This window comes from Rhizobium sp. R711 (genome assembly GCF_002211365.1).
Classification (GTDB): Bacteria; Pseudomonadota; Alphaproteobacteria; order Rhizobiales; family Rhizobiaceae; genus Rhizobium.
On the sequence record NZ_LOKZ01000012.1, the window covers coordinates 369,730 to 391,180 of the forward strand.

The window sequence follows — 21,451 nt, forward strand, 5'->3', positions numbered from 1 at the left end:
CCCCTCTGCCCCGACAACAGGGAAATTCTCGAAAAGTATGACCGATATACCCACGACGGAAAACGGCGTTAGCACCGAATATGGCGCAGACTCGATCAAGGTTCTGAAGGGCCTCGATGCAGTGCGCAAACGCCCGGGTATGTATATCGGTGACACCGACGACGGCTCGGGTCTTCATCACATGGTCTACGAAGTCGTCGACAACGCGATCGATGAAGCGCTCGCAGGCCACGCCGATATCGTGACGGTAACGCTCAATCCCGATGGCTCGGTCACCGTCACCGACAACGGCCGCGGCATCCCGACGGACATCCATAGCGGTGAGGGCGTTTCGGCGGCAGAAGTCATCATGACGCAGCTGCATGCCGGCGGTAAGTTCGACCAGAACTCCTACAAGGTTTCCGGTGGTCTGCACGGTGTTGGCGTTTCCGTTGTCAATGCGCTGTCCGTCTGGCTGAGGCTGAAGATCCGCCGTCAAGGCAAGATTCACGAGATGAGCTTCACGCACGGCGTAGCCGATGCGCCGTTGAAGGTGATAGGCGACGCTGGCAATGAAACCGGCACGGAAGTCAGCTTCATGCCGAGTTCCGAAACCTTCACGATGACCGAATTCGATTACGGCACGCTGGAGCATCGCCTTCGCGAGCTCGCGTTCTTGAACTCGGGCGTTCGCATCCTGCTCAGCGACAAGCGTCATTCGGATGTCAGGCAGGAAGAGATGATCTATGACGGTGGCCTGGAAGCCTTCGTCTCCTATCTCGACCGTGCCAAGAAGCCGCTCGTCGACAAGCCGGTGGCGATCCGCGGCGAGAAGGACGGTATTACCGTCGAAGTCGCGATGTGGTGGAATGACAGCTACCACGAGAACGTCCTTTGCTTCACGAACAACATTCCGCAGCGCGACGGCGGCACGCACATGGCTGGCTTCCGCGCCGCGCTGACCCGTCAGATCACCTCCTACGCCGATACGTCTGGCATCACGAAGAAGGAAAAGGTGACGCTGACCGGTGACGATTGCCGCGAAGGCTTGACCGCCGTTCTTTCCGTCAAGGTGCCGGATCCGAAGTTTTCGTCGCAGACCAAGGACAAGCTTGTTTCTTCCGAGGTTCGCCCCGTTGTCGAGAACCTCGTCAGCGAAGCACTAAGCACGTGGCTGGAAGAGCATCCGACGGAAGCCAAGGTTTTGGTCGGCAAGGTGGTTGAAGCTGCAGCGGCGCGCGAAGCTGCCCGCAAGGCGCGCGAACTGACCCGCCGCAAGGGCGCTCTCGACATTGCCTCTCTGCCCGGTAAGCTCGCCGATTGCTCGGAGCGCGATCCTGCCAAATCTGAAGTCTTCCTCGTCGAGGGCGACTCGGCAGGCGGTTCGGCCAAGCAGGGCCGGTCGCGCGAGAACCAGGCGATCCTGCCGCTGCGCGGCAAGATCCTCAACGTCGAACGCGCTCGTTTCGACAAGATGCTGTCCAGCCAGGAAATCGGCACGCTGATTACCGCTCTCGGCACAGGCATCGGCAAGGATGAGTTCAATGCCGAAAAGCTGCGCTACCACAAGATCATCATCATGACCGACGCTGACGTCGACGGCGCGCACATTCGTACGCTGCTGTTGACCTTCTTCTTCCGTCAGATGCCTGAATTGATCGAGCGCGGTCATCTTTATATCGCCCAGCCGCCGCTTTATAAGGTCTCGCGCGGCAAATCGATCCAGTACGTGAAGAACGAGAAGGCCCTTGAGGATTACCTGATCGGTCAGGGTTTGGAAGACGCTGCCTTGAAGCTCGGGAGCGGCGAAGTGCGAACCGGCCAGGACCTTGGCGAGGTGATCAGCGATGCACTGCGCCTTCGCGCGCTCCTCGACAATCTGCACTCACGCTACAATCGCGCTGCCGTCGAACAGGCAGCGATTGCCGGTGCTCTCAATGCGGAAGCCGTCAGCGACCGCTCGAGGGCAGAACAGCTCGCCGGTGACGTTGCCAGACGCCTCGACCTGATTGCTGAGGAGACCGAACGCGGTTGGGAAGGTGGCCTGACCAGCGAAGGCGGCCTCAAGCTTGAGCGCATGGTTCGCGGCGTGAAGGAAGTCGTCGTGCTCGATATGGCGTTGATCGGTTCCCAGGACGCGCGGCTTCTCGACCAGCTATCGGCTCGCCTGAAGGAGATCTATCAGATACCTCCGTCACTCTCCCGACGCGACGGCGACGTGGAGATTTCCGGCCCACGGGCGCTGTTGGACGTGATTTTTGCAAGCGGCCGCAAGGGCTTGACGATGCAGCGTTATAAGGGTCTTGGCGAGATGAATGCCGAACAGCTCTGGGAAACGACGCTCGATCCGAATGTTCGCTCCCTGCTGCAGGTCAAGGTCGCGGACGCGACGGACGCTGATGGCCTGTTCGCTCGCCTGATGGGTGACGAAGTCGAGCCCCGCCGGGAGTTCATCCAGGACAACGCACTGAGCGTTGCAAACCTCGATATTTAAGCTACGCAACACGAGATGCGTGTCTTCAAGGCCCCACGCTTCGACGCGTGGGCCTTGTCGCAAGGACTAGTTCGCGATGAACTTGCCTCGAAACGCCACCTCCGAAAGAGGTTTGCGCTGGCTCGGGACTTCCCGTTCCTGATTCCGCTCCGAAAGCACGCTCTTGTCAGCAAGGCGCCCGACCGCGATGCCTGCCTCGACCCGATAGCCCTCGGGAACCGAAAAGGTTTTTTGGATCTCCTCGTGCTTGATACCGCCCATGCCGTGGGCGTAGAAACCCGAAAGCCGAGCCTGAAGCGCGAGATACCCCCAAGCGGTACCGGCGTCGAACGAATGCGTGTAGCTCGTCCTTCCTTCGGAGAAATCGCCGTTGAACCCCCTTGAGACAACGTAGATCAGGGCCGAAGCATTCTTTGCCCACTCCTGATTGGATTCGACGAGGAGCCCGACGAATTTGTCCCAATCCTCGGAGCCATTGAGCGCATAAATGAATCGCCAGGGCTGTTGGTTGGCGGATGACGGTGCCCAATGCGCGGCGTCCAGGATCGTCAGAAGCTCTGTTTCATCGATCACTTCGCCGGTAAAAGCACGCGGCGACCACCGCTCCAGGAACAACGGATTGATTGGGTATTGGGATTCGCGATTGTTGCTCTTTGTCATGGCTCTTCCGAGTGTGGTTTGTCAGGCATTCCAAGTAATCTGGAGCTCTTCACGGAAAGCAAATCGCTTCAAATGGTCGGCGACGACAGTCTCATATCGCTCAAGCTGTGACAGCTCGGCGACCGATAGCGTCACATGAAGCGCAGCCGCATCGGCCACAAACGTCACCTCCGCGGTGTCACTGAAGGGCACGCGACCATGCTCTGCCGTGAATTCCACGGCAAACTTGTGGCCCCAGTGCTTGCAGAGTTGCTGAAGATATTTGCTGGCGTGTGTGGTAGCGACCGTAGATGTTGAAACAGGCATATCAAGCTCCATCTCGCCTGTCTTAGGCCCCATCCAATCGACTTGGCAAGCGAGCTTTGCTCCGCGGTCGGTGGACAATCTGTTTCAACAATGGTGGCCTCCCGCTCGCGTAAAAGCACGCTAAGTTTGCCCAAAATCAGCAATCAGAGGAAAGCGTCTTGCTCGTAAATGGCAAATGGACGGAAGATTGGCAGCCGGTACAGGCGAAGGATGAGAAGGGCGGCTTTGTTCGCCAGACGTCTAGCTTCCGCAATTGGGTAACGCGGGACGGTGCTGCAGGCCCCACGGGAGAAGGCGGCTTTAAAGCCGAGACGGGGCGCTACCACCTCTACGTCGCCTACATCTGCCCTTGGGCGTCGCGAACACTGATCGGCAGAAAGCTGAAGGGGCTCGAATCGGCCATCTCGGTTTCCATCGTCGAGCCCGCATTGACGAAGCAGGGCTGGCGGTTCGGCGATTATCAGGGGGCAACGCAGGACCATATCCAGGGCGCAACCTATATGCATGAGATCTATACCAGCGCAGCGCCGGATTTTACCGGGCGCGCGACAGTGCCCGTGCTCTGGGACAAACAGTTGCAGACGATCGTCAACAACGAGTCATCTGACATCCTGCGGATGATGAATGACGGTTTCGACGATCTTGCTCGCAATCCGATTGATCTTTATCCCATTGCTCATCGTCCTGAGATCGATGCTTTCAACGAGCGGATCTATTCGAGCCTCAACAACGGCGTCTACCGTGCAGGCTTTGCCACCACACAGCTTGCCTATGAGGAAGCGTTTGCCGGCGTATTCGAGTGCCTCGACTGGGTGGAGAAAGAGCTCGGCGCTCGGCCCTTCTTGTTTGCCGATCACCCGACCGAGAGCGACATTCGCCTATTTGTGACGCTGGCGCGCTTCGATGTCGCCTATCACGGGCTGTTCAAATGCAATCTGCGGCGTCTTTCCGACTACGCCAATCTTCGCCGCTTCTGCCGGCGGATGCTCGACTGGCCGGGTATCGCCGAAACGGTCAATTTCGACCATATCAAGCGCGGCTACTATTCGATCGAAAGCCTCAACCCGACGAGAATCGTACCGGCAGGACCCGATCTGGGCGAAATTTTCTGAAGGAGCGTACCGCTTCGGCAAAAAGCCATAATGACACCGGTGAATATCTCGTTCATAGGTGATCAATAAAGCGTCGATCTTGCTGAGGAGGAAATGTCATGAAGCTTATGCGTGTTGGAGAGGTTGGTCGCGAAAAGCCGGCGATACTCGATTCCGATGGCAAGATCCGCGATCTGTCGGCGCACGTTTCGGACATTGGCGGCGATGCGATCTCACCTGAGGGCCTGGCTAAGCTGAAGGCTGTCGATCCGAAGGGCCTGCCCGAACTTGCACCGGGTCGCATTGGCGCCTGTGTTGCCGGCACCGGAAAGTTCATCTGCATCGGCCTCAATTTCTCCGATCACGCTGCCGAAACCGGAGCTACCGTGCCGCCGGAGCCCGTCATCTTCATGAAGGCGACATCGGCGATCGTGGGCCCGAACGACAATGTCTTTATCCCTCGCGGCTCGGAGAAGACCGATTGGGAAGTGGAACTCGGTGTCGTCATCGGTAAGACAGCGAAGTATGTCAGCGAAGCCGACGCGCTTGATTATGTTGCCGGCTACTGCGTTTCCCACGACGTCTCGGAGCGTGCCTTCCAGACCGAGCGCGCCGGCCAGTGGACCAAGGGAAAGTCCTGCGACACGTTCGGTCCGATCGGCCCCTGGCTCGTGACCAAGGACGAGATCGCCGACCCGCAAAACCTCGGCATGTGGCTGAAGGTTAATGGCGAAACCATGCAGAACGGCTCGTCGAAAACGATGGTTTATGGCGTAGCCTTTGTGGTGTCCTACCTCAGCCAGTTCATGTCACTGCATCCGGGCGACGTGATCTCGACGGGCACGCCCCCGGGCGTCGGCATGGGCATGAAGCCGCCGCGTTTCCTCAAGGCTGGCGATGTCGTGGAGCTCGGTATCGAAGGTTTGGGCACGCAAAAGCAGACCTTCCTGGCCGATCGCTGAGGTCCGTTCTGCGATCATTAAACATTCGAGCGCACCATCATGCCGGGGGAGATTTCCTCGGCATTTCTTTTTGCGGTGCGGATGGCAATGTTGCTGCGCAACAAAAACCTGTTAATCTGCGTTAAGGTGCCAGCACGTCGTTGGAAGGAATCCCGTGCCCTTTTCAATCGGCGTCGTCTTCCAGATTAGAGAAAGGTGGCGCATCTCATGTTTTATCAGCTTTATGAATTGAACCATGCTGCATTGGCGCCATATCGTGCTTTCGCCGATATCATGCGCATGGTCTATGCCAATCCGTTCAATCCAATTTCGCAGACGCCCTGGGGGCGTACGGTGGCGGCAAGTCTCGAAATGTTCGAGCGTACGACCCGTCGCTACGGCAAGCCTTCGTTTGATCTGACCGATACCGTCATTGGCGACCGAAAGGTTGCGGTGCGGGAAGAGATCGTATGGTCGCGGGCCTTCTGCAATCTGCTCCATTTCGCGCGCAACGTTCCAAGCGGTCATGCACCCGATCCCCGCATACTTATCGTGGCGCCCATGTCCGGTCACTATGCGACGCTGCTGCGTGGTACGGTCGAAGCGCTGCTGCCAAGCGCCGACATCTACATCACGGACTGGATAGATGCCCGTATGGTGCCGATGACGGAAGGCACCTTCGATTTTGACGACTACGTCGACTATGTCATCGAGATGCTGCGCTTCCTCGGTCCGGATACGCATGTGATTGCGGTCTGTCAGCCTTCCGTGCCGGTCCTCGCGGCCGCTGCCGTGATGGAAGCGGAGAACGACCCGTTCTCGCCTTCCTCGATGACCCTGATGGGCGGGCCGATCGACACACGCATCAATCCGACAGCTGTCAACCAGCTTGCCAAGGAACGGTCGCTGGAGTGGTTTGCGGATAATGTCATCATGAACGTGCCTTGGCCGCAGCCGGGCTTCATGCGCCCGGTCTACCCCGGCTTCCTGCAATTGTCCGGCTTCATGTCGATGAACCTCGATCGGCACGTGATAGCGCACAAGGAATTCTTCATGCACCTTGTGAAGAACGATGGCGAGCCGGCCGAAAAGCACCGTGACTTCTACGACGAATATCTCGCCGTCATGGATTTGACGGCAGAGTTTTACCTTCAGACGGTCGACCAGGTGTTCATCAAGCACTCCCTGCCGAAGGGCGAACTCCTCCACCGTGGCAAGCTCGTCGATCCTACTGCGATCCGCAACGTGGCACTTCTCACGGTAGAAGGGGAGAACGACGATATCTCCGGCGTCGGCCAGACAAGGGCCGCGCAGACGATCTGTGTCAACATTCCCGAAAATATGCGCATGCACTATCTGCAGCCCGATGTCGGCCACTACGGCGTCTTCAACGGCTCTCGCTTCCGCAGGGAAATCGCGCCGCGCATCGTCAACTTCGTGAAGGAACACGCGCGGACAGGAAAGCCTGTCGTAAAGAGGGTTATCAAGGGCGGAAAATCCAGTTAATTTAGGGTCGCCTGAATTAGTGATTTCATTTCAATGCGTTGTCCGATTTGGACACGCCTCGCCTTGAAGCGGGCCAGGGGTGTAACCACATCGATTCCAGCGTTCGGTATCTCGCCGGACGCGGAAAATGCGAGGACACCGCACGATGAACCAGTCAGCATTGCTTCGCCCGGATTGGACTCCGGCTACCATTGCCCTGATGATCCTCGGCTTCGTGGTTTTCTGGCCTCTGGGTCTCGCCATGCTCGCCTACATCATCTTCGGGGAGCGTCTGCGCGGTTTCAAGCGCGACGCCAACAGCGCCGCCGATGGATTCTTTGCCGGCTGCCGACGTTCGCATGGCCGCTATCGCCCGCATTTCTCGACGGGCAATGTCGCTTTCGATGATTGGCGCAAGGCCGAGCTCGACCGGCTGGAAGAGGAACGCCGCAAGCTTGATGAGATGCGTGAGGAATTCGATTCTTACGTACGCGAGCTGCGCCGCGCCAAGGACCAGGAAGAGTTTGACCGCTTCATGCGCGATCGTAAGAACGCCAAGCGTGACGACAACGGGCCGGTAGCAGAATACCAGACTCCCTAATTCCAGCACTGTTCAGCACTGAAACTTGAACCGGCATCGATGATGCCGGCTTTTCTTTGCAAAGAATTCCCGCGAATCATATAGAAAATTCCCATGTTCCCGCTCCTTGCAAAGCCACGTCGCAGTGCCCGGAAGCCCGCTCCGCCCGAGACCCGGACGCTCGATGTGGCTGGCCGCCTGATGCCGTTGACGATCAAGCAGCACGAGCGGGCGACCCGTATCACGTTGCGCATCGAACCCGGTGGTCGTGCTCTGAAGATGACGATCCCGAGCGGACTGGCTCAGCGTGAGGTGAACGCGTTTCTGGACCGTCATCAGGGTTGGTTGCTCACCAAGCTTGCCAAGTTCTCAGCGGACTCCGGCTTGCATGACGGAGGCATCATCCTCTTTCGTGGCGTGTCGCACCATATTCATCACACGGGCAGCCTTCGCGGACTGACGGAAGCGATTGTGGTCGATGGCAAGCCTGTCTTGAAGGTCAGTGGCATGCCCGAGCATCTCGGACGCCGCATAGCAACCTTCCTGAAAAAGGAGGCGAGGGCGGACCTAGAACGGCTGGCAACGCTGCATGCCCGTTCGATCAGCGCACCGATCAGGTCGATTTCCATGAAGGATACCCGCAGCCGCTGGGGGTCCTGTTCGTCGGAGGGAAATTTGAGCTTTTCCTGGCGCATCGTCATGGCGCCGCCGTCCGTCGTCGACTATCTGGCGGCCCATGAAGTGGCCCATCTCAGGGAGATGAACCATGGACCGCGCTTCTGGGCGCTCTGCACGAAGCTCTGTCCGCACATGGAAGAGGCGAAGGCCTGGTTGAAGCGCCATGGCAGCCAGCTTCACGCCATCGAATTCGACTGACCAAAGCCTCGCAAAATTCAGCTTTTGTCGCGATTTGGCTCGACTCCAAGCGCTTTTCGTGTCACTCCGCTGCCATGAAACCGGATATCAAAATCTGTGGGCTGAAGACGGCCGAAACGATCGATCGCGCCCTGGCGCGGGGTGCCACTCATATCGGCTTCATCTTCTTTGAAAAGAGCCCGCGTTATGTCGAGCCCGATATCGCGGGCAAGCTGGCGGAGCCGGCGCGCGGCAAAGCCAAGATCGTTGCTGTCACCGTCAATCCAAGCAACGACGACCTCGATGAGATCGTGGCACTCTTGAAGCCCGATATTCTTCAATTGCATGGCGACGAGAGCCCGGAGCGCGTTTTGACCATCAAGGCGGTGTATGGGCTGCCGGTCATGAAGGCTTTCTCCGTGCGGACGGCCGATGATCTGAAGCGAGTGGAGGCCTATATCGGCATTGCCGATCGTTTCCTCTTCGATGCCAAGCCTCCGAAGGGATCGGATTTACCCGGCGGCAACGGGGTTTCCTTCGATTGGAGCCTGCTCTCTTGGCTTGACGACAGAGTGGATTACATGCTTTCCGGTGGCTTGAACAAAGCTAACATTGCCGAGGCGCTCGCCATAACAAAGGCGCCCGGGATCGATGCGTCCTCCGGTGTCGAAAGCGTGCCGGGCGTCAAGGACGTGGCAATGATCGATGAGTTTTTCGATGCGGTCGAATGGGCCTGTCAGCCCGAAACGGCCTCAGGGAGTTGAGAGTGAACCAGACGCCAAAACCGAATTCCTTCCGTTCCGGCCCTGACGAAGATGGCCGTTTCGGCATTTACGGCGGCCGTTTCGTCGCCGAGACGCTGATGCCTTTGATCCTCGACCTGCAGGACGAGTGGAACAAGGCAAAGGACGATCCGGAATTTCAGGCAGAGCTGAAGCAGCTTGGCACCCATTATATTGGCCGCCCGAGCCCGCTCTATTTCGCTGAGCGTCTGACGGCTGAGCTCGGCGGCGCGAAGATCTACTTCAAGCGCGAAGAGCTGAACCACACCGGCTCGCACAAGATCAACAACTGCATTGGCCAGATCCTGCTTGCCAAGCGTATGGGCAAGACGAGGATCATCGCCGAAACCGGCGCCGGCCAGCATGGTGTTGCCTCCGCAACCGTCGCTGCCCGTTTCGGCCTTCCCTGCGTCGTTTACATGGGCGCAACCGACGTCGAGCGTCAGGCGCCGAACGTGTTCCGAATGAAGCTCCTCGGTGCTGAAGTAAAGCCGGTGACTGCCGGCCACGGCACGCTGAAGGATGCCATGAACGAGGCGCTGCGCGACTGGGTCACCAACGTCGACGACACCTACTACCTGATCGGGACGGCCGCCGGCCCGCATCCCTATCCGGAAATGGTCCGCGATTTCCAGGCCGTCATCGGCACGGAAGCTCGTCAGCAAATCCTGGAAGCCGAAGGACGCCTGCCGGATCTCGTCATCGCTGCCGTCGGCGGCGGTTCGAACGCGATCGGCATCTTCCATCCGTTCCTTGATGACGAAAGCGTCAAGATTGTCGGCGTCGAAGCTGGCGGCAAGGGCCTGAGTGGCGACGAGCATTGCGCCTCGATCACCGCGGGTTCGCCCGGTGTTCTTCACGGCAACCGAACCTACCTGCTGCAGGACGGCGACGGCCAGATCAAGGAAGGCCACTCGATTTCCGCTGGTCTCGATTACCCCGGCATCGGCCCTGAGCATTCCTACCTGAACGACATCGGTCGCGTCGAATACGTCCCGATCATGGACCACGAGGCGCTTGAAGCCTTCCAGACGCTCACCCGCCTCGAAGGCATTATTCCGGCGCTGGAGCCGTCGCACGCACTGGCCGAAGTCATCAAGCGCGCCCCGAAGATGGGCAAGGACGAGATCATCCTGATGAACCTCTCCGGCCGCGGCGACAAAGACATCTTCACTGTCGGCAAGATTCTGGGAATGGGTGAGTAAGTCATGACCGCACGTATGGACAAACGCTTCGCCGATCTGAAGGCGGAAGGCCGGCCGGCACTCGTTACCTATTTCATGGGCGGTGATCCGGACTACGAAACCTCGCTCGGCATCATGAAGGCGCTGCCGGAGGCGGGTTCCGATGTCATCGAGCTCGGAATGCCTTTCTCCGATCCGATGGCCGACGGCCCGGCGATCCAGATGGCTGGCCAGCGCGCGCTCAAGAGTGGCCAGACGCTGAAGAAGACGCTGCAGCTCGCCGCCGATTTCCGCAAGACCGATGACGCGACGCCGATCGTGATGATGGGATACTACAACCCGATCTACATCTATGGCGTGGAGAAGTTCCTGGATGACGCGCTGGCGGCCGGTATCGATGGCCTGATCGTCGTCGATCTTCCGCCTGAAATGGATGACGAACTCTGCATCCCCGCCCTCAAGAAGGGGATCAATTTTATTCGTCTGGCAACACCGACGACCGACGAGAAGCGTTTGCTGACCGTTCTGCGGAACACGTCCGGTTTCGTCTACTACGTCTCGATGAACGGTATCACCGGGTCGGCGCTACCGGATCCCTCGCTCGTATCGGGTGCCGTCAAGCGCATCAAGCAGCATACCAATCTGCCGGTTTGCGTCGGCTTCGGCGTCAAGACCGCCGACCATGCAAAGGTCATCGGCAGCTCGGCCGATGGCGTCGTTGTCGGCACCGCAATCGTCAATCAGGTGGCAACGAGCCTCACCAAGGATGGGAAGGCGACCGCCGATACCGTCCAGGCCGTCGCCACGCTTGTTCGTGGACTGTCAACGGGTACACGTTCGGCGCGCCTTGTTGCTGCCGAATAGTTTCCCCACATTGGCAAGAGTCAATCAGGAGTTTTCGACTTGAACTGGATCACCAACTACGTCCGCCCCCGCATCAATTCCATGCTGGGCCGCCGCGAAGTGCCGGAGAACCTCTGGATCAAGTGCCCGGAAACGGGTGAGATGGTCTTCCACAAGGATCTGGAAGACAATAAGTGGGTCATTCCGGCCTCCGGCTATCACATGAAGATGCCGGCTAAGGCTCGCCTTGCCGATCTTTTCGATGACGGTGCCTATGAAGCGCTTGTCCAGCCGAAGGTCGCGCAGGACCCGCTGAAGTTTCGCGATTCCAAGAAATATACGGATCGCCTGAAGGACAGCCGCATCAAGACCGAGCAGGAAGACACGATCGTTTCCGGTGTCGGCAAGGTTCGTGGCCTGAAGCTCGTGGCTGTTGTTCATGAGTTCAACTTCATGGGCGGTTCGCTCGGCATTGCGGCCGGTGAGGCAATCGTGAAGGCATTCGAGCGCGCCATCGCCGAAAAATGCCCGCTGGTCATGTTCCCTGCTTCGGGCGGGGCTCGCATGCAGGAAGGTATCCTGTCGCTCATGCAGCTGCCGCGCACGACGGTTGCCGTCGACATGCTGAAGGAAGCGGGACTTCCCTACATCGTCGTTCTGACAAACCCGACCACGGGTGGTGTTACAGCGTCTTATGCGATGCTCGGCGATCTGCATCTTGCAGAGCCTGGCGCGGAAATCTGCTTTGCCGGCAAGCGCGTCATTGAGCAGACGATCCGCGAAAAGCTACCGGAAGGCTTCCAGACGTCGGAATACCTGCTGGAACACGGCATGGTCGATATGGTGGTCAAGCGCCACGATATTCCGGATACGCTGGCGCGTGTCCTGAAAATCCTGACCAAGAAGCCTGCGGCAAACCTCAACAAGGAAAGCGGGACGCTCGCGATAGCCGCGAGCGCCTGATCCAATTAGGCGGGTCGCGCGATGATACCAAGGGGCCAAGCCGTAGTGAGCGAAGCAGCGCAGGAAATCGATAAGCTCATGGGATTGCATCCCAAGGGCTTTGATCTGTCCCTGGACCGTATTACCCGCCTGCTTTCCGTTCTTGGTGATCCGCAGAAGAAGCTGCCGCCCGTCATTCATGTGGCTGGCACGAACGGCAAGGGCTCGGTGACGGCCTTTAGCCGCGCCCTGCTGGAAGCTGGCGGCTACAGCGCCCATGTCCATACTTCTCCGCATCTCGTAAACTGGCACGAACGCTATAGGATCGGTGTCACAGGCGGTCGCGGGCAGTTGGTGGATGATGCCGTTTTTGCCGAGGCCGTGCGACGTGTCGCGGCTGCCAATGATGGACAGAAGATCACTGTTTTCGAGATCCTGACGGCTGTCACCTTCATTTTGTTTTCAGAGCATCCGGCTGATGCCGCCATTATCGAGGTTGGCCTCGGCGGCCGGTTCGATGCGACGAACGTCATCTCCGATCCCGCCGTTTCGGTCATCATGCCGATCTCGCTAGACCATCAGCCTTACCTTGGTGATCGCGTTGAGCTGATCGCGGCGGAGAAGGCCGGCATCATGAAACGCGGGCATCCCGTTGTCATCGGCAAGCAGGAATATGATGCCGCGCTCGACGTGCTGATGTCGACCGCCGAACGGCTAAACTGCCCGACGGCCGTCTTTGGTCAGGACTACATGGCGCACGAGGAGTATGGGCGGCTCGTCTACCAGGATGAGTTCGGTCTCGCGGATCTTCCGCTGCCGCGGCTTCCCGGCCGCCACCAGTATGCCAATGCCGCTGCGGCGATCCGCGCTGTCAAGGCTGCCGGCTTCACGGTCACCGAAACGATGATGGAAAAGGCGCTGCTGTCGGTCGAATGGCCTGGTCGTCTTCAGCGTCTGGGCGACGGACACCTGATGGCCAATGCTCCGGCAAAGGCGGAAATCTGGGTCGATGGCGGCCACAATCCCGGCGCCGGCGAAGTCATCGCCGAAGCAATGGCGAATTTCGAGGAAAAGCAGCCGCGGCCGCTCTTTCTGATCATCGGCATGATCAACACCAAGGATCCGGTGGGCTATTTCAAGGCTTTCAAGGGCTTGGCGGAGAAGGTCTATTGCGTGCCGATTCGTGGCAGCGACGCGATGATCGATCCGGTTATCCTCGCGAATGCCGCCTATGATGCCGGCCTCGTCGCGGAACCGATGTCGACCGTCAGCGACGCGTTGGAGGCAATCAAAGAAGGCGCTTTCGAACAGGCCCATCCGCCGCGCATCCTGATCGGCGGTTCTCTCTATCTCGTCGGCGATGTTCTTGCTGACAACGGCACACCCCCGAAATAAAAAAAGCCCGGTCAAATGCCGGGCTTCTTCTTCTGTTTATGGACAAATTAGGCGGCGCTGGAGATCCAGCTCGAAAGAGCGGTCTTTGGGGCAGCGCCAACCTTGATGTCAGCAACTTCGCCGGCCTTGAACATGGCAAGCGTCGGAATGGAACGGACGCCAAACTGAGCGGCAAGTTCCGGGTTCTCATCGATGTTGAGCTTGGCGACCTTCACCTTGCCCTGAAACTCGACGGCGAGTTCCTCGAGGCTGGGGGCGATCATCTTGCACGGGCCGCACCATTCAGCCCAGAAATCGACGACGACGGGTTCTGCGGATTCCAGAACTTCCGACTGGAAGTTGTTGATATCGACTTTTACGGTAGCCATAGGCTGCTCCTTTAGGGATTCCTGTTGAAGCACATGTGAGCGTGCGGTGCGGGAATTTCAATGTCCGGTATTTCACTTTGTCTCGAGTTGCGCAAGCGCCGACGCCAGAGCATCCGGCGTCAGCGTGTGAACGGAACCGTTTTCGGTGTAGACGAGCACGCAATCGATGCGCTTGCCAGGATAGAGCGGCGCCAGGATCTCTCGATAGATGGCGAGCTGCGCCTTGTGGGCAAAAGAGATCGTCTCTGCGGTCTGCGGCGGGACGCGATTGGTCTTGTAGTCGAGTACGACGACGCGATCGTCGAACACAGCCATCCGATCGACGCGGCCCGAGACGGCGTGATCCACTCCGCCGATCGCCAGCGTGCCCATGACCGAGACTTCCGCCTGCGCATGGGTAGAGAACACCGGCTCAAGGCTAGGGTCACGCAACAGTCTCAATACTGAATCGACCAGTTGCTGTCGCTCGGCCTCCGGCCAGCGAGACGCGGCGCGTCTGGCGTAGCGCATGGCCGCATCCGCCTGCTCGCTATGCGGCACGTCCGGCAGCATCTGCAGCATACGGTGGAGAAGCCGTCCCTTCTGCAGGGAGCGATCGGGCTTGGCTTTTTCAGCAAAAAGCGGGGAGGCGACTAGGAGATCGTCTGCCCCATCATCAACGATCGTTCCCACACCGGATGGGCTCAGCGGGCGAGGCAGTTGCTTGCGCGACGGCAGCGGCCTGTCGAGGCCCGCCGGGATGGACTCTTGTCTGGCGGTCTGTTCGATGCGTCCCAGCCGTTCAAAGCTCCGCTCGACTCGCGGAACCCGCCATTCGATACCAGCCCAGCTACCGTCCGGTCCAGAAAATGTCGCTGCCGACACGTGCGGGTGGCTGTCTGTCATCGCGGCGGAAATCATCGCATGCCAGGTGTCGGTGTTGGGCCGGACGCCCCTATAGCCGCAGACGGTGAGCCGGTCGGCAGCTCGGGTCATCGCAACGTAGAGCAGGCGCCGGTATTCCTGTTCCGCCAACGCCTGTATGCGCGTCGCGTCGGCCTGGGTGAGGGAGTTGCTGAGATCGCCGAGCGGAACCCAGGCTGGCATGGGCGGTTCGCCCTGCTCCTGCTCCAGCAGCCGAAGTTTAGGCATGTGCGAGTGCGTGAAGGCTTTGGATCCACCATCGACAAGGAACACGATCGGTGCCTCAAGGCCCTTTGATGCGTGCACGGTCATGATCCGGACCTCGTTGCGACCCTTGTCCTGCTCGCGTTTTACCTCTGGCGCTTCGATCTCAAGCGTCGATATGAAGGATTGCAGACCGGGCAGGCCCGAACTTTCGTGATCGAGCGCGAACGTCAAGAATTCATCGAGAATATCGCTCACCTCGGTTCCAAGCCGGGCAAGGAATTGTCGTCGCCCGCCGTGGCATCCGAGAACGCGCGCATAGAAGTCGTGGACCGACAGGCTCTTGGATTCATCCAGGAAAAGCTTGAGGCGCGAGACCGCCGTCTCGAAGCGCGCACTGCCGTCGGCGGCGAACTTCTGCACATGCACCCACGCACTCTCGCCCTCCGAACGAAGCGCGGCAACTGCAAACACGTCCTCTTCGCTCAGATCGAGAAGCGGGCTCTTCATGAGCGCGGCCAGGGAAAGGTCATCTTCGGGCAGTAGCAGGAAGCGGCCGAGCGCCACGAGGTCCTGAACTGCGATGTGGCTTGTCAGGCGCAGGCGATCGGCGCCGGCAACCGGTATGTCGCCACGCCGCTTCAGCGCACGTGTCAATGCGTTGACGAAAGCGTCGCGCTTGCGCACGAGGACGAGGATATCGCCGGCCTCGATCAGCCTCTCTTTGCCCTTCTCGACAATGGTTTCCCTACCCACCAGATTGCCAATCGCATGAGCGATGCGACGCGCGAGAATGGATGGCGGGGCACTCTCCGGCGTCGCATCAAAAGGTGCGGTCCAGTCTTCTTCCTTGATCGCCACCTCAGGCGCGACCATCTCCCAGAGGTCGACTGCGCCGGGGTGGCCGATGCGGTTGGAACGATGAACCACCGGCTCGCCCGTCGCGCTCAGCCCACGAGCATTTTCGGCCGGCGTGAAGATATGGTCGACGGCGGCGAGGACATCCGAGGTCGATCGGAACGAGAGCGGAAGCCGGACCGTCGAGAAGGCGAGTCCGCTTTGGGAGACGCGCCGGCGCGTCTGCTGGCTTTCCTCCGAGAAGCGCTCGGGACGAGCGCCCTGGAACGAGTAGATGGATTGCTTTTCATCGCCAACGGCAAACAGGGTTCGCACCGCATTGCGGGCGCTTTCGCCTGAAAAGAAGTCTTCGGCCAGCGATTGGATGACGCTCCACTGGATCGGGCTCGTATCCTGCGCTTCGTCGACGAGAATATGATCGATGCCCTGGTCGAGCTTGTAGTGGATCCACGGGCCGACATCGCTCTTGTTCAAGAGCTCGGCGGTCCGCGTTATCAGATCCTCGAAATCGAGTTGGCTGCGCTGTTTCTTGAGGTCGTCATAATCCTTGTTGAGACGGTCTGCGAGGATCAGCGCCGCGCGCGTTGCCTCGTACATACGCGCCGTTTTCAACCGATCTCGGCACAACACGACGTGCGCTCGCGCCGTTGCCAGAGCATCAACGAGTTCGGGCGCTTCGTTCAACATCGCCTTCACGACAAACTGCGAATCCGCCTTCGGTTCTCCCTTGCCAGTCAGGAAGATCTTCTCCAGCAGCGAAGCGCGGCGTGTCGGTTCGCGCTCGCGTGCTGCCGACCTTAAGCCGGCTGCGATATCCTGCGCCTTGGCGCCACCCTTCTGGCCGGCAACATCCAAATACAGGTCGAGTACACTGCCGCGCAGGCCCGGAAGCGGCCAGTATTCCTCGGCGATTCCAGTTGTCGTGTCATTGGCGGAAAGGCGAAGCTTCTTGCGCAGCACGGCATCGAGACCGCCTTTGCGTTCTGCATCTCGCGTAAAGGTCTGGATCGCGTTGCGATTGGCAATGATCTCTTCCAGCAGATTTTCCAGCCCCGATTCATCGCCGAGATTGAGGACATAGCCAAAGGCCTCGGCGAGCGCCGAATCATCCCCTGGTGTCGTCGCGGTGAGGAGGGATCGCCGTGCATCCGCCAAGAGCGTTGCGGCTGCGCGATCATCGAGCACCGAAAAGTGCCCGGCCACGTTGGCTTCCAGTGGAAACTGATGCAGCAAGGCCTCGCAAAATGCGTGAATGGTCTGGATCTTCAGGCCGCCTGGTGTCTCGAGCGCTTTGGCAAAAAGCCGCCTTGCTTCCGCACGCTTCAGGGCATCCGGCGCCTTGCCCTCGATCCGCGCGATCCGCTCTTCAAGCTCGTCGTCCGGCAGAACGGCCCACTCTGCGAGCCGCTCGAAGACGCGGTTCGACATTTCCGAGGCCGCTGCCTTTGTATAGGTGAGGCAGAGGATTGCCGACGGCCGCGCTCCGGCAAGCAGCAGCCGAATGACGCGCTGCGTCAGAACGTGAGTCTTTCCGGAGCCGGCGTTCGCCGAAACCCAGGCGGAGCGTTGCGGATCGGATGCAATCGATTGCTGGATCGTCGTCCAACTCGTCCAGGCGAGGGGATCGTCGTCCTCGGGCAATGATGGTTCGTCATTCATCGCCGGTTGCCTCTTCGCTTTCGGCAGCTGACCATTCGGACACGCGTGCCAGGTGATCGTAGTCGCCACCGAAGTCAAACTGTTGTGCCGGCACGAGCCGCGAGGTGAAGCCCTTCTCGCCCGACTGTAGAAGCGACACGAACTTTACTAATTGGTCGATCGAGTCCGCGGCCAGATCCATCGCCGACTTCGCCTTGTCGCTCCTGGCCGATGTCTCGTTGTTGACCTTATCGACGTCGAATCGATTTCCCGGCCGCAAACGCACATAGAGAAGATCCTGTGGAACCAGACTACCCACATCCCGGAAGGCGCCGGCGTTGAGCGCGGCCGCCTCAAGCGCCAACTGGGGATCGAGAAGTGCACGTGCCTGAGCCGGCGAGGGATTATGCCCAGTCTTGTAATCGATGATGTCCGCAGTGCCTGTTCCTGTGATATCGATCCGGTCGGCGACGCCGCTGAGCCGGATATTGATGGGCTCCAACTCGACACCGCCACGCACCTCTGTCAGCGTTCTTCGAATGCCTGGCTGTCGCTCCGCCTCCCACTCAAGAAACGAGCGGGCAACTTCCCGGAAACGCGGACGCCAAACTGCATCAATGTGCGCGGGGAGCTGCTCCGTATCGAAAAGCTCGGTCAGAATAATCTCCATCGCCGTTTCCGCTGCGCGTGTTCCGGCGACGTGGCCTTCGCGTACGAAGCGGTCGATGATCTTGTGATAGAGCGTTCCGCGCTCTGCGGCGCCAGGATCTCGGTTGAACGGCGCGACGGGATCAAGCCGCAGAACGCGGCGCGCATAGATCGCATAAGGGTCGCGGCGCAAGCGCCCGACTTCACTGAACGAGTACGACTTCGGCTGCATCTCCCGCGGCGGCGTCGGACTTGGACGCTGCGCGGGCGCCTGTCGGTCGCCTTGGTCAACCAGGTTTGCCCAGTGCACAAAGCTGTCACCGCGGCTTTTGAGTTCGGCTTCGAACGCCTTACCGCCCAAGGCAAGCAGTCGTTGCAGCCAGCGCGACGCGACCGTCGGCGTCGAACCTTGTCTGAGGGCGCGCGAGTAGATGAGATGACGCGTCCCATTCGCCATTTCAAAATCGTGAGCCAGTTGGCCGATTCGCCGCTCCGGTGGCTCCAGGCCAATCTCCGTCTTCATCGTGCGGGAGACGAAGGGATTGTTGGACGTCTGACCCGGCCACGATCCTTCGTTCAGCCCTCCAAGGATGAGCGTGTCCACACTCTGGAGGCGCGCTTCCAGCGTGCCGAAGATGAACAGTCTTGGATGGCTCAGCGCCCGTGGTTTTGCCGCCTGTCCCGCCAAGAGTGCCGTGACGATATCGATCCACTGCGGACCGTTGGCGTCGATCTGCCCTTCGGTTTCGATGACTTCGCCGAGTATTGAGGCCAGCGTGTCACCGGCCTCGCCCGACCATAGCCCGGCAAGGTCGCCACGCTCGTCGCTCGCTACCGCCTCCAGCGCGCGCCCGGTGCGTCTTGCCCAGTCGGAAAGCGCGAAGCTGGTCGTCAGGCCACGTTCTTCGGGCAGGCTTCTGACAAGCGCGGATGCCAGCGGTTCGGTGGCCGCGGCAACCCGGCGGGCAAGCTCCCGCGCACGGTCGATGGCATCGGCGGGGAGCGCTTTGCGCCATTGCGGCGCATGGCGATCCAAAGCCTGCTCCAACAACTGTTGCTCGAGAAGCGGCTCCAGTGCGGCGATGTCGACGTCGGCGACGCCACCGCGCAGCGCCAGAAGCTCAAGTGCCGTTACCGCCTGGACAAGCGCGCTGCGCTCCAGCCCGAAGTGTGCCAGCGGATGCTTGAGCAAGCCCACGATGGCGACAGGATCGCCCGGGCGAAGCGTTGCCTCGAGCAGCAGTTGCAGCAATGTTCCCTGCGGTGTCGCTGACAGGGGGGTGCCAGCGGAATCGTCGGCAACGATGCCGAAGCGTGACAATTCCGTGGTTACGCGGCGCGCCAGATTTCGATCAGGTGTGATCAATGCCGCGCGGCTCTCGCCGTCCTTGCCGGGGCGTTCGAGCGCCAGGCGGAGCGCGATGGCGATGGCAGTGGCCTCCTCTCGTTCATTGCCCGCTTCGATCAGCGAGACGTCCGCGAATGCCGAAGAAATGGCCGTATCGGACAGGCCCGCCTTCCACGTGCCCCAATCACTGGTGGCTTCGGCCGGCGAGAGCGCATGCGAGAGGATTTCACTGCGCTGCCGCAAGTCCTCGGCTGGCTCCGCCAGCGGCATCACGTCGTCGCGAGTAAGGTTCAGTCGCTTCAGCAGTTGAGCGAGGCCATATTGCGAGTGGCTGCGGCTTGCCGGATCCGCCAGCTGATCTTTCCGATCTTCCGGCGCCACCAATCGCCAATGCCTTTTGGACATGCCGAGGTCGAGACCCGGCAGCACGATGACGCCATCCTGAAGACTGGCCACCGCCGCAATCAGGTCGGCTGTCGCAGGCACCGAGCCCGTCGATCCAGCAATGATGATGGGTCCCATCGGGGGGACTGTCGCAAAGCGATTTGCTTCCGCACGAAGGATAGCGTTGCGGTGCCTCGCGGGAGACGACTTGCCGAGCTCGTTCAATCTTTCGGGCCAAAAAGCACTGGCGATCTGCAGGAATTCGGCGGTCAGCTGCCACCAGAGCGCATAGTCTTTCGCGTTCAGGCAAGACAGTTCGCTCCAATCCCGATCTTCGGTCTCGATGGCGTCGATTAATTCCGCAAGATTGCGCGCAAGCCAAATGGCATCGGCAGGGCTCGCGGGCGCGACGAGTGGCGAATCGGAATGGATGCTGCGGACGATCTCCGGCAGTTTGTTTCGCCAGGCAAGGATGAGGCGTGCGAGCTCGAGCAGACGGGCGGTGTTCGATAGCGGCTGCGCGAGATCCAAAGTCGCCGGCAGGGCTTCATCGAAATACCCGCTGTCGTCGTCTGTTTCGCCAAGCGGCCGGATGACCGGCAAAATTGCCGATCGGCCGCCAAGAAGGTCGACGAACTCGGAGCGGAGCACGCGTGCAGCGCGCCTCGTCGGCAGATAGATGGTCATCTTTGAAAGCGACAGAGGGTCGTCGGGATCATACCTGAAACGGCGCGTCAGCCTGCCGTCACAGAGGCTTTCGGCAAGGGTCTTCAGGAAGGGAAGCCCTGCTGGGATGGTCAAAACCCTCGGCCGGTGCTGCTCGACCATCGGTCATGCAAACGTCCGGTATCGCCGGATCGTTTCCTCCGCTTCACCGATCGCCTCGGGCGTGCCGACCGTAAGCCAGTGTCCTTCGAGCACTGTGCCGTAAAGCCGTCCCCGGGAGATCGCCTTGTCGAAATAGAGATTGAGGTTGAATGGCTCGGTCGGAGCGTCATCGAGGAACGATGTGTCCATGGCGATCGCGCCGGCATAGACGACCGGGCCGGGGCCGGATTCGGCAAAGCGCGTCAACCGGCCATCCCCGGCCATATTGAAATCGTTCTTGCCGTTATGCCCGGTGGTATCTTCCAACTTTACACAGAGCATGGCCATGTCCATACTTTGTGGCTGGAAGAATCCGGCTAAGCGTGTCAGATTGCTTGGAACGCCCAGACGCTCTCCGATCCAGAAAAGGTCGGCATTCGTAACGAACACCTTGCCGGGCGCAAGCAGCTTCAGCCCCTTTGCAAGCCCGCCGCCGTTGTTCATCAGTTTCTCGCGTTCGTCGGAAACAATGATCTCGAGGTCTTTGTAGGAAGCCAGGTGGGCCAGCATCTGGTCGGCGTGGTGATGAACATTGACCACGACACGTTCCACGCCGGCCTCCGCAAGCGAATCCAGCGCGTAATCAATCATCGCCTTACCGTCGATCTTCACGAGCGGTTTCGGGATGGTGTCGGTGATTGGCCGCATGCGGGTTCCAAGACCTGCAGCAAGGACCATGGCTTGCTTGATGCTCAT

At 59.9% G+C, this 21,451-nt stretch carries 17 protein-coding genes; 11 read left to right on the forward strand and 6 right to left on the reverse strand.

Annotation, left to right across the window (positions count from 1 at the left end):
- Positions 1-37 precede the first annotated feature (37 nt).
- Positions 38-2,473 (forward strand): DNA topoisomerase (ATP-hydrolyzing) subunit B, encoded by a 2,436-nt coding sequence (gyrB, locus tag ATY80_RS15145; RefSeq protein ID WP_088693189.1) that lies wholly within the window; start codon positions 38-40, stop codon positions 2,471-2,473.
- Positions 2,474-2,539: 66 nt separating this feature from the next.
- Here the strand turns inward: gyrB and ATY80_RS15150 are convergent, their stop codons facing one another.
- Positions 2,540-3,133 carry a nitroreductase family protein gene (locus tag ATY80_RS15150; protein WP_088693190.1) on the reverse strand — a complete coding sequence of 198 codons (594 nt, stop codon included), beginning with the start codon at positions 3,131-3,133 and terminating at the stop codon, positions 2,540-2,542.
- A 21-nt stretch (positions 3,134-3,154) separates the two neighbouring features.
- Positions 3,155-3,451, reverse strand: coding sequence for a DUF2218 domain-containing protein (locus tag ATY80_RS15155; protein ID WP_088693254.1), 297 nt, complete (start codon positions 3,449-3,451; stop codon positions 3,155-3,157).
- 146 nt (positions 3,452-3,597) lie between these two features.
- Here ATY80_RS15155 and ATY80_RS15160 point away from each other — a divergent pair, with 146 nt between their 5' ends.
- From ATY80_RS15160 to ATY80_RS15205, 10 genes are all read left to right on the forward strand, one after another.
- Entirely contained in the window at positions 3,598-4,551 is a 954-nt protein-coding gene (locus tag ATY80_RS15160) for a glutathione S-transferase family protein (protein WP_088693191.1), read from the forward strand.
- A gap of 98 nt (positions 4,552-4,649) precedes the next feature.
- Positions 4,650-5,492: a fumarylacetoacetate hydrolase family protein gene (locus ATY80_RS15165; protein ID WP_088693192.1), complete on the forward strand. Its 843-nt coding sequence runs from the start codon at positions 4,650-4,652 to the stop codon at positions 5,490-5,492.
- A 207-nt stretch (positions 5,493-5,699) separates the two neighbouring features.
- Positions 5,700-6,977 carry a polyhydroxyalkanoate depolymerase gene (locus ATY80_RS15170; protein ID WP_088693193.1) on the forward strand — a complete coding sequence of 426 codons (1,278 nt, stop codon included), beginning with the start codon at positions 5,700-5,702 and terminating at the stop codon, positions 6,975-6,977.
- 145 nt (positions 6,978-7,122) lie between these two features.
- A complete protein-coding gene (locus ATY80_RS15175; RefSeq protein ID WP_088693194.1) occupies positions 7,123-7,557 on the forward strand; it encodes a DUF2852 domain-containing protein in 435 nt (144 codons plus the stop codon).
- A 93-nt stretch (positions 7,558-7,650) separates the two neighbouring features.
- A complete protein-coding gene (locus tag ATY80_RS15180) occupies positions 7,651-8,412 on the forward strand; it encodes a SprT family zinc-dependent metalloprotease (RefSeq protein WP_088693195.1) in 762 nt (253 codons plus the stop codon).
- 74 nt (positions 8,413-8,486) lie between these two features.
- Positions 8,487-9,155 carry a phosphoribosylanthranilate isomerase gene (locus tag ATY80_RS15185; RefSeq protein WP_088693196.1) on the forward strand — a complete coding sequence of 223 codons (669 nt, stop codon included), beginning with the start codon at positions 8,487-8,489 and terminating at the stop codon, positions 9,153-9,155.
- Between the two features lie 2 nt (positions 9,156-9,157).
- Positions 9,158-10,378, forward strand: coding sequence for a tryptophan synthase subunit beta (gene trpB, locus ATY80_RS15190; RefSeq protein WP_088693197.1), 1,221 nt, complete (start codon positions 9,158-9,160; stop codon positions 10,376-10,378).
- A 3-nt stretch (positions 10,379-10,381) separates the two neighbouring features.
- Positions 10,382-11,221, forward strand: a complete 840-nt coding sequence (trpA, locus tag ATY80_RS15195; RefSeq protein ID WP_088693198.1) for a tryptophan synthase subunit alpha — start codon at positions 10,382-10,384, stop codon at positions 11,219-11,221.
- A gap of 39 nt (positions 11,222-11,260) precedes the next feature.
- The gene (accD, locus tag ATY80_RS15200; protein ID WP_088693199.1) at positions 11,261-12,163 is read left to right on the forward strand and encodes an acetyl-CoA carboxylase, carboxyltransferase subunit beta; all 903 of its coding nucleotides are present in this window, start codon (positions 11,261-11,263) and stop codon (positions 12,161-12,163) included.
- Positions 12,164-12,184: 21 nt separating this feature from the next.
- Positions 12,185-13,537 carry a folylpolyglutamate synthase/dihydrofolate synthase family protein gene (locus tag ATY80_RS15205; RefSeq protein ID WP_088693200.1) on the forward strand — a complete coding sequence of 451 codons (1,353 nt, stop codon included), beginning with the start codon at positions 12,185-12,187 and terminating at the stop codon, positions 13,535-13,537.
- 47 nt (positions 13,538-13,584) lie between these two features.
- Here ATY80_RS15205 and trxA read toward each other — a convergent pair whose 3' ends face one another.
- The 4 genes from trxA to ATY80_RS15225 all read right to left on the reverse strand — a co-directional run bounded on the left by trxA (position 13,585) and on the right by ATY80_RS15225 (position 21,451).
- Positions 13,585-13,905, reverse strand: a complete 321-nt coding sequence (gene trxA, locus ATY80_RS15210; protein ID WP_007528746.1) for a thioredoxin — start codon at positions 13,903-13,905, stop codon at positions 13,585-13,587.
- A 72-nt stretch (positions 13,906-13,977) separates the two neighbouring features.
- Positions 13,978-17,529, reverse strand: a complete 3,552-nt coding sequence (gene addA, locus ATY80_RS15215; RefSeq protein ID WP_088693201.1) for a double-strand break repair helicase AddA — start codon at positions 17,527-17,529, stop codon at positions 13,978-13,980.
- Positions 17,522-20,716: a double-strand break repair protein AddB gene (gene addB / locus ATY80_RS15220; RefSeq protein WP_088693202.1), complete on the reverse strand. Its 3,195-nt coding sequence runs from the start codon at positions 20,714-20,716 to the stop codon at positions 17,522-17,524. Before addB ends, addA begins: the two co-directional genes overlap by 8 nt.
- 3 nt (positions 20,717-20,719) lie before the next feature.
- Positions 20,720-21,451 carry a nucleotidyltransferase family protein gene (locus ATY80_RS15225; RefSeq protein ID WP_088693203.1) on the reverse strand — a complete coding sequence of 244 codons (732 nt, stop codon included), beginning with the start codon at positions 21,449-21,451 and terminating at the stop codon, positions 20,720-20,722.

Coding starts and splice junctions, on each gene's coding strand:
- ATY80_RS15170 (WP_088693193.1), top strand. CDS start 5,700: ATGTTTTATCAGCTTTATGAATTGAACCATGCTGCATTGGCGCCATAT.
- addA (WP_088693201.1), bottom strand. CDS start 17,529: ATGAATGACGAACCATCATTGCCCGAGGACGACGATCCCCTCGCCTGG.
- trxA (WP_007528746.1), bottom strand. CDS start 13,905: ATGGCTACCGTAAAAGTCGATATCAACAACTTCCAGTCGGAAGTTCTG.
- ATY80_RS15165 (WP_088693192.1), top strand. CDS start 4,650: ATGAAGCTTATGCGTGTTGGAGAGGTTGGTCGCGAAAAGCCGGCGATA.
- gyrB (WP_088693189.1), top strand. CDS start 38: ATGACCGATATACCCACGACGGAAAACGGCGTTAGCACCGAATATGGC.
- ATY80_RS15150 (WP_088693190.1), bottom strand. CDS start 3,133: ATGACAAAGAGCAACAATCGCGAATCCCAATACCCAATCAATCCGTTG.
- ATY80_RS15205 (WP_088693200.1), top strand. CDS start 12,185: ATGATACCAAGGGGCCAAGCCGTAGTGAGCGAAGCAGCGCAGGAAATC.
- trpA (WP_088693198.1), top strand. CDS start 10,382: ATGACCGCACGTATGGACAAACGCTTCGCCGATCTGAAGGCGGAAGGC.
- ATY80_RS15185 (WP_088693196.1), top strand. CDS start 8,487: ATGAAACCGGATATCAAAATCTGTGGGCTGAAGACGGCCGAAACGATC.
- ATY80_RS15225 (WP_088693203.1), bottom strand. CDS start 21,451: ATGAGCATCAAGCAAGCCATGGTCCTTGCTGCAGGTCTTGGAACCCGC.
- ATY80_RS15155 (WP_088693254.1), bottom strand. CDS start 3,451: ATGGAGCTTGATATGCCTGTTTCAACATCTACGGTCGCTACCACACAC.
- addB (WP_088693202.1), bottom strand. CDS start 20,716: ATGGTCGAGCAGCACCGGCCGAGGGTTTTGACCATCCCAGCAGGGCTT.
- ATY80_RS15180 (WP_088693195.1), top strand. CDS start 7,651: ATGTTCCCGCTCCTTGCAAAGCCACGTCGCAGTGCCCGGAAGCCCGCT.
- ATY80_RS15175 (WP_088693194.1), top strand. CDS start 7,123: ATGAACCAGTCAGCATTGCTTCGCCCGGATTGGACTCCGGCTACCATT.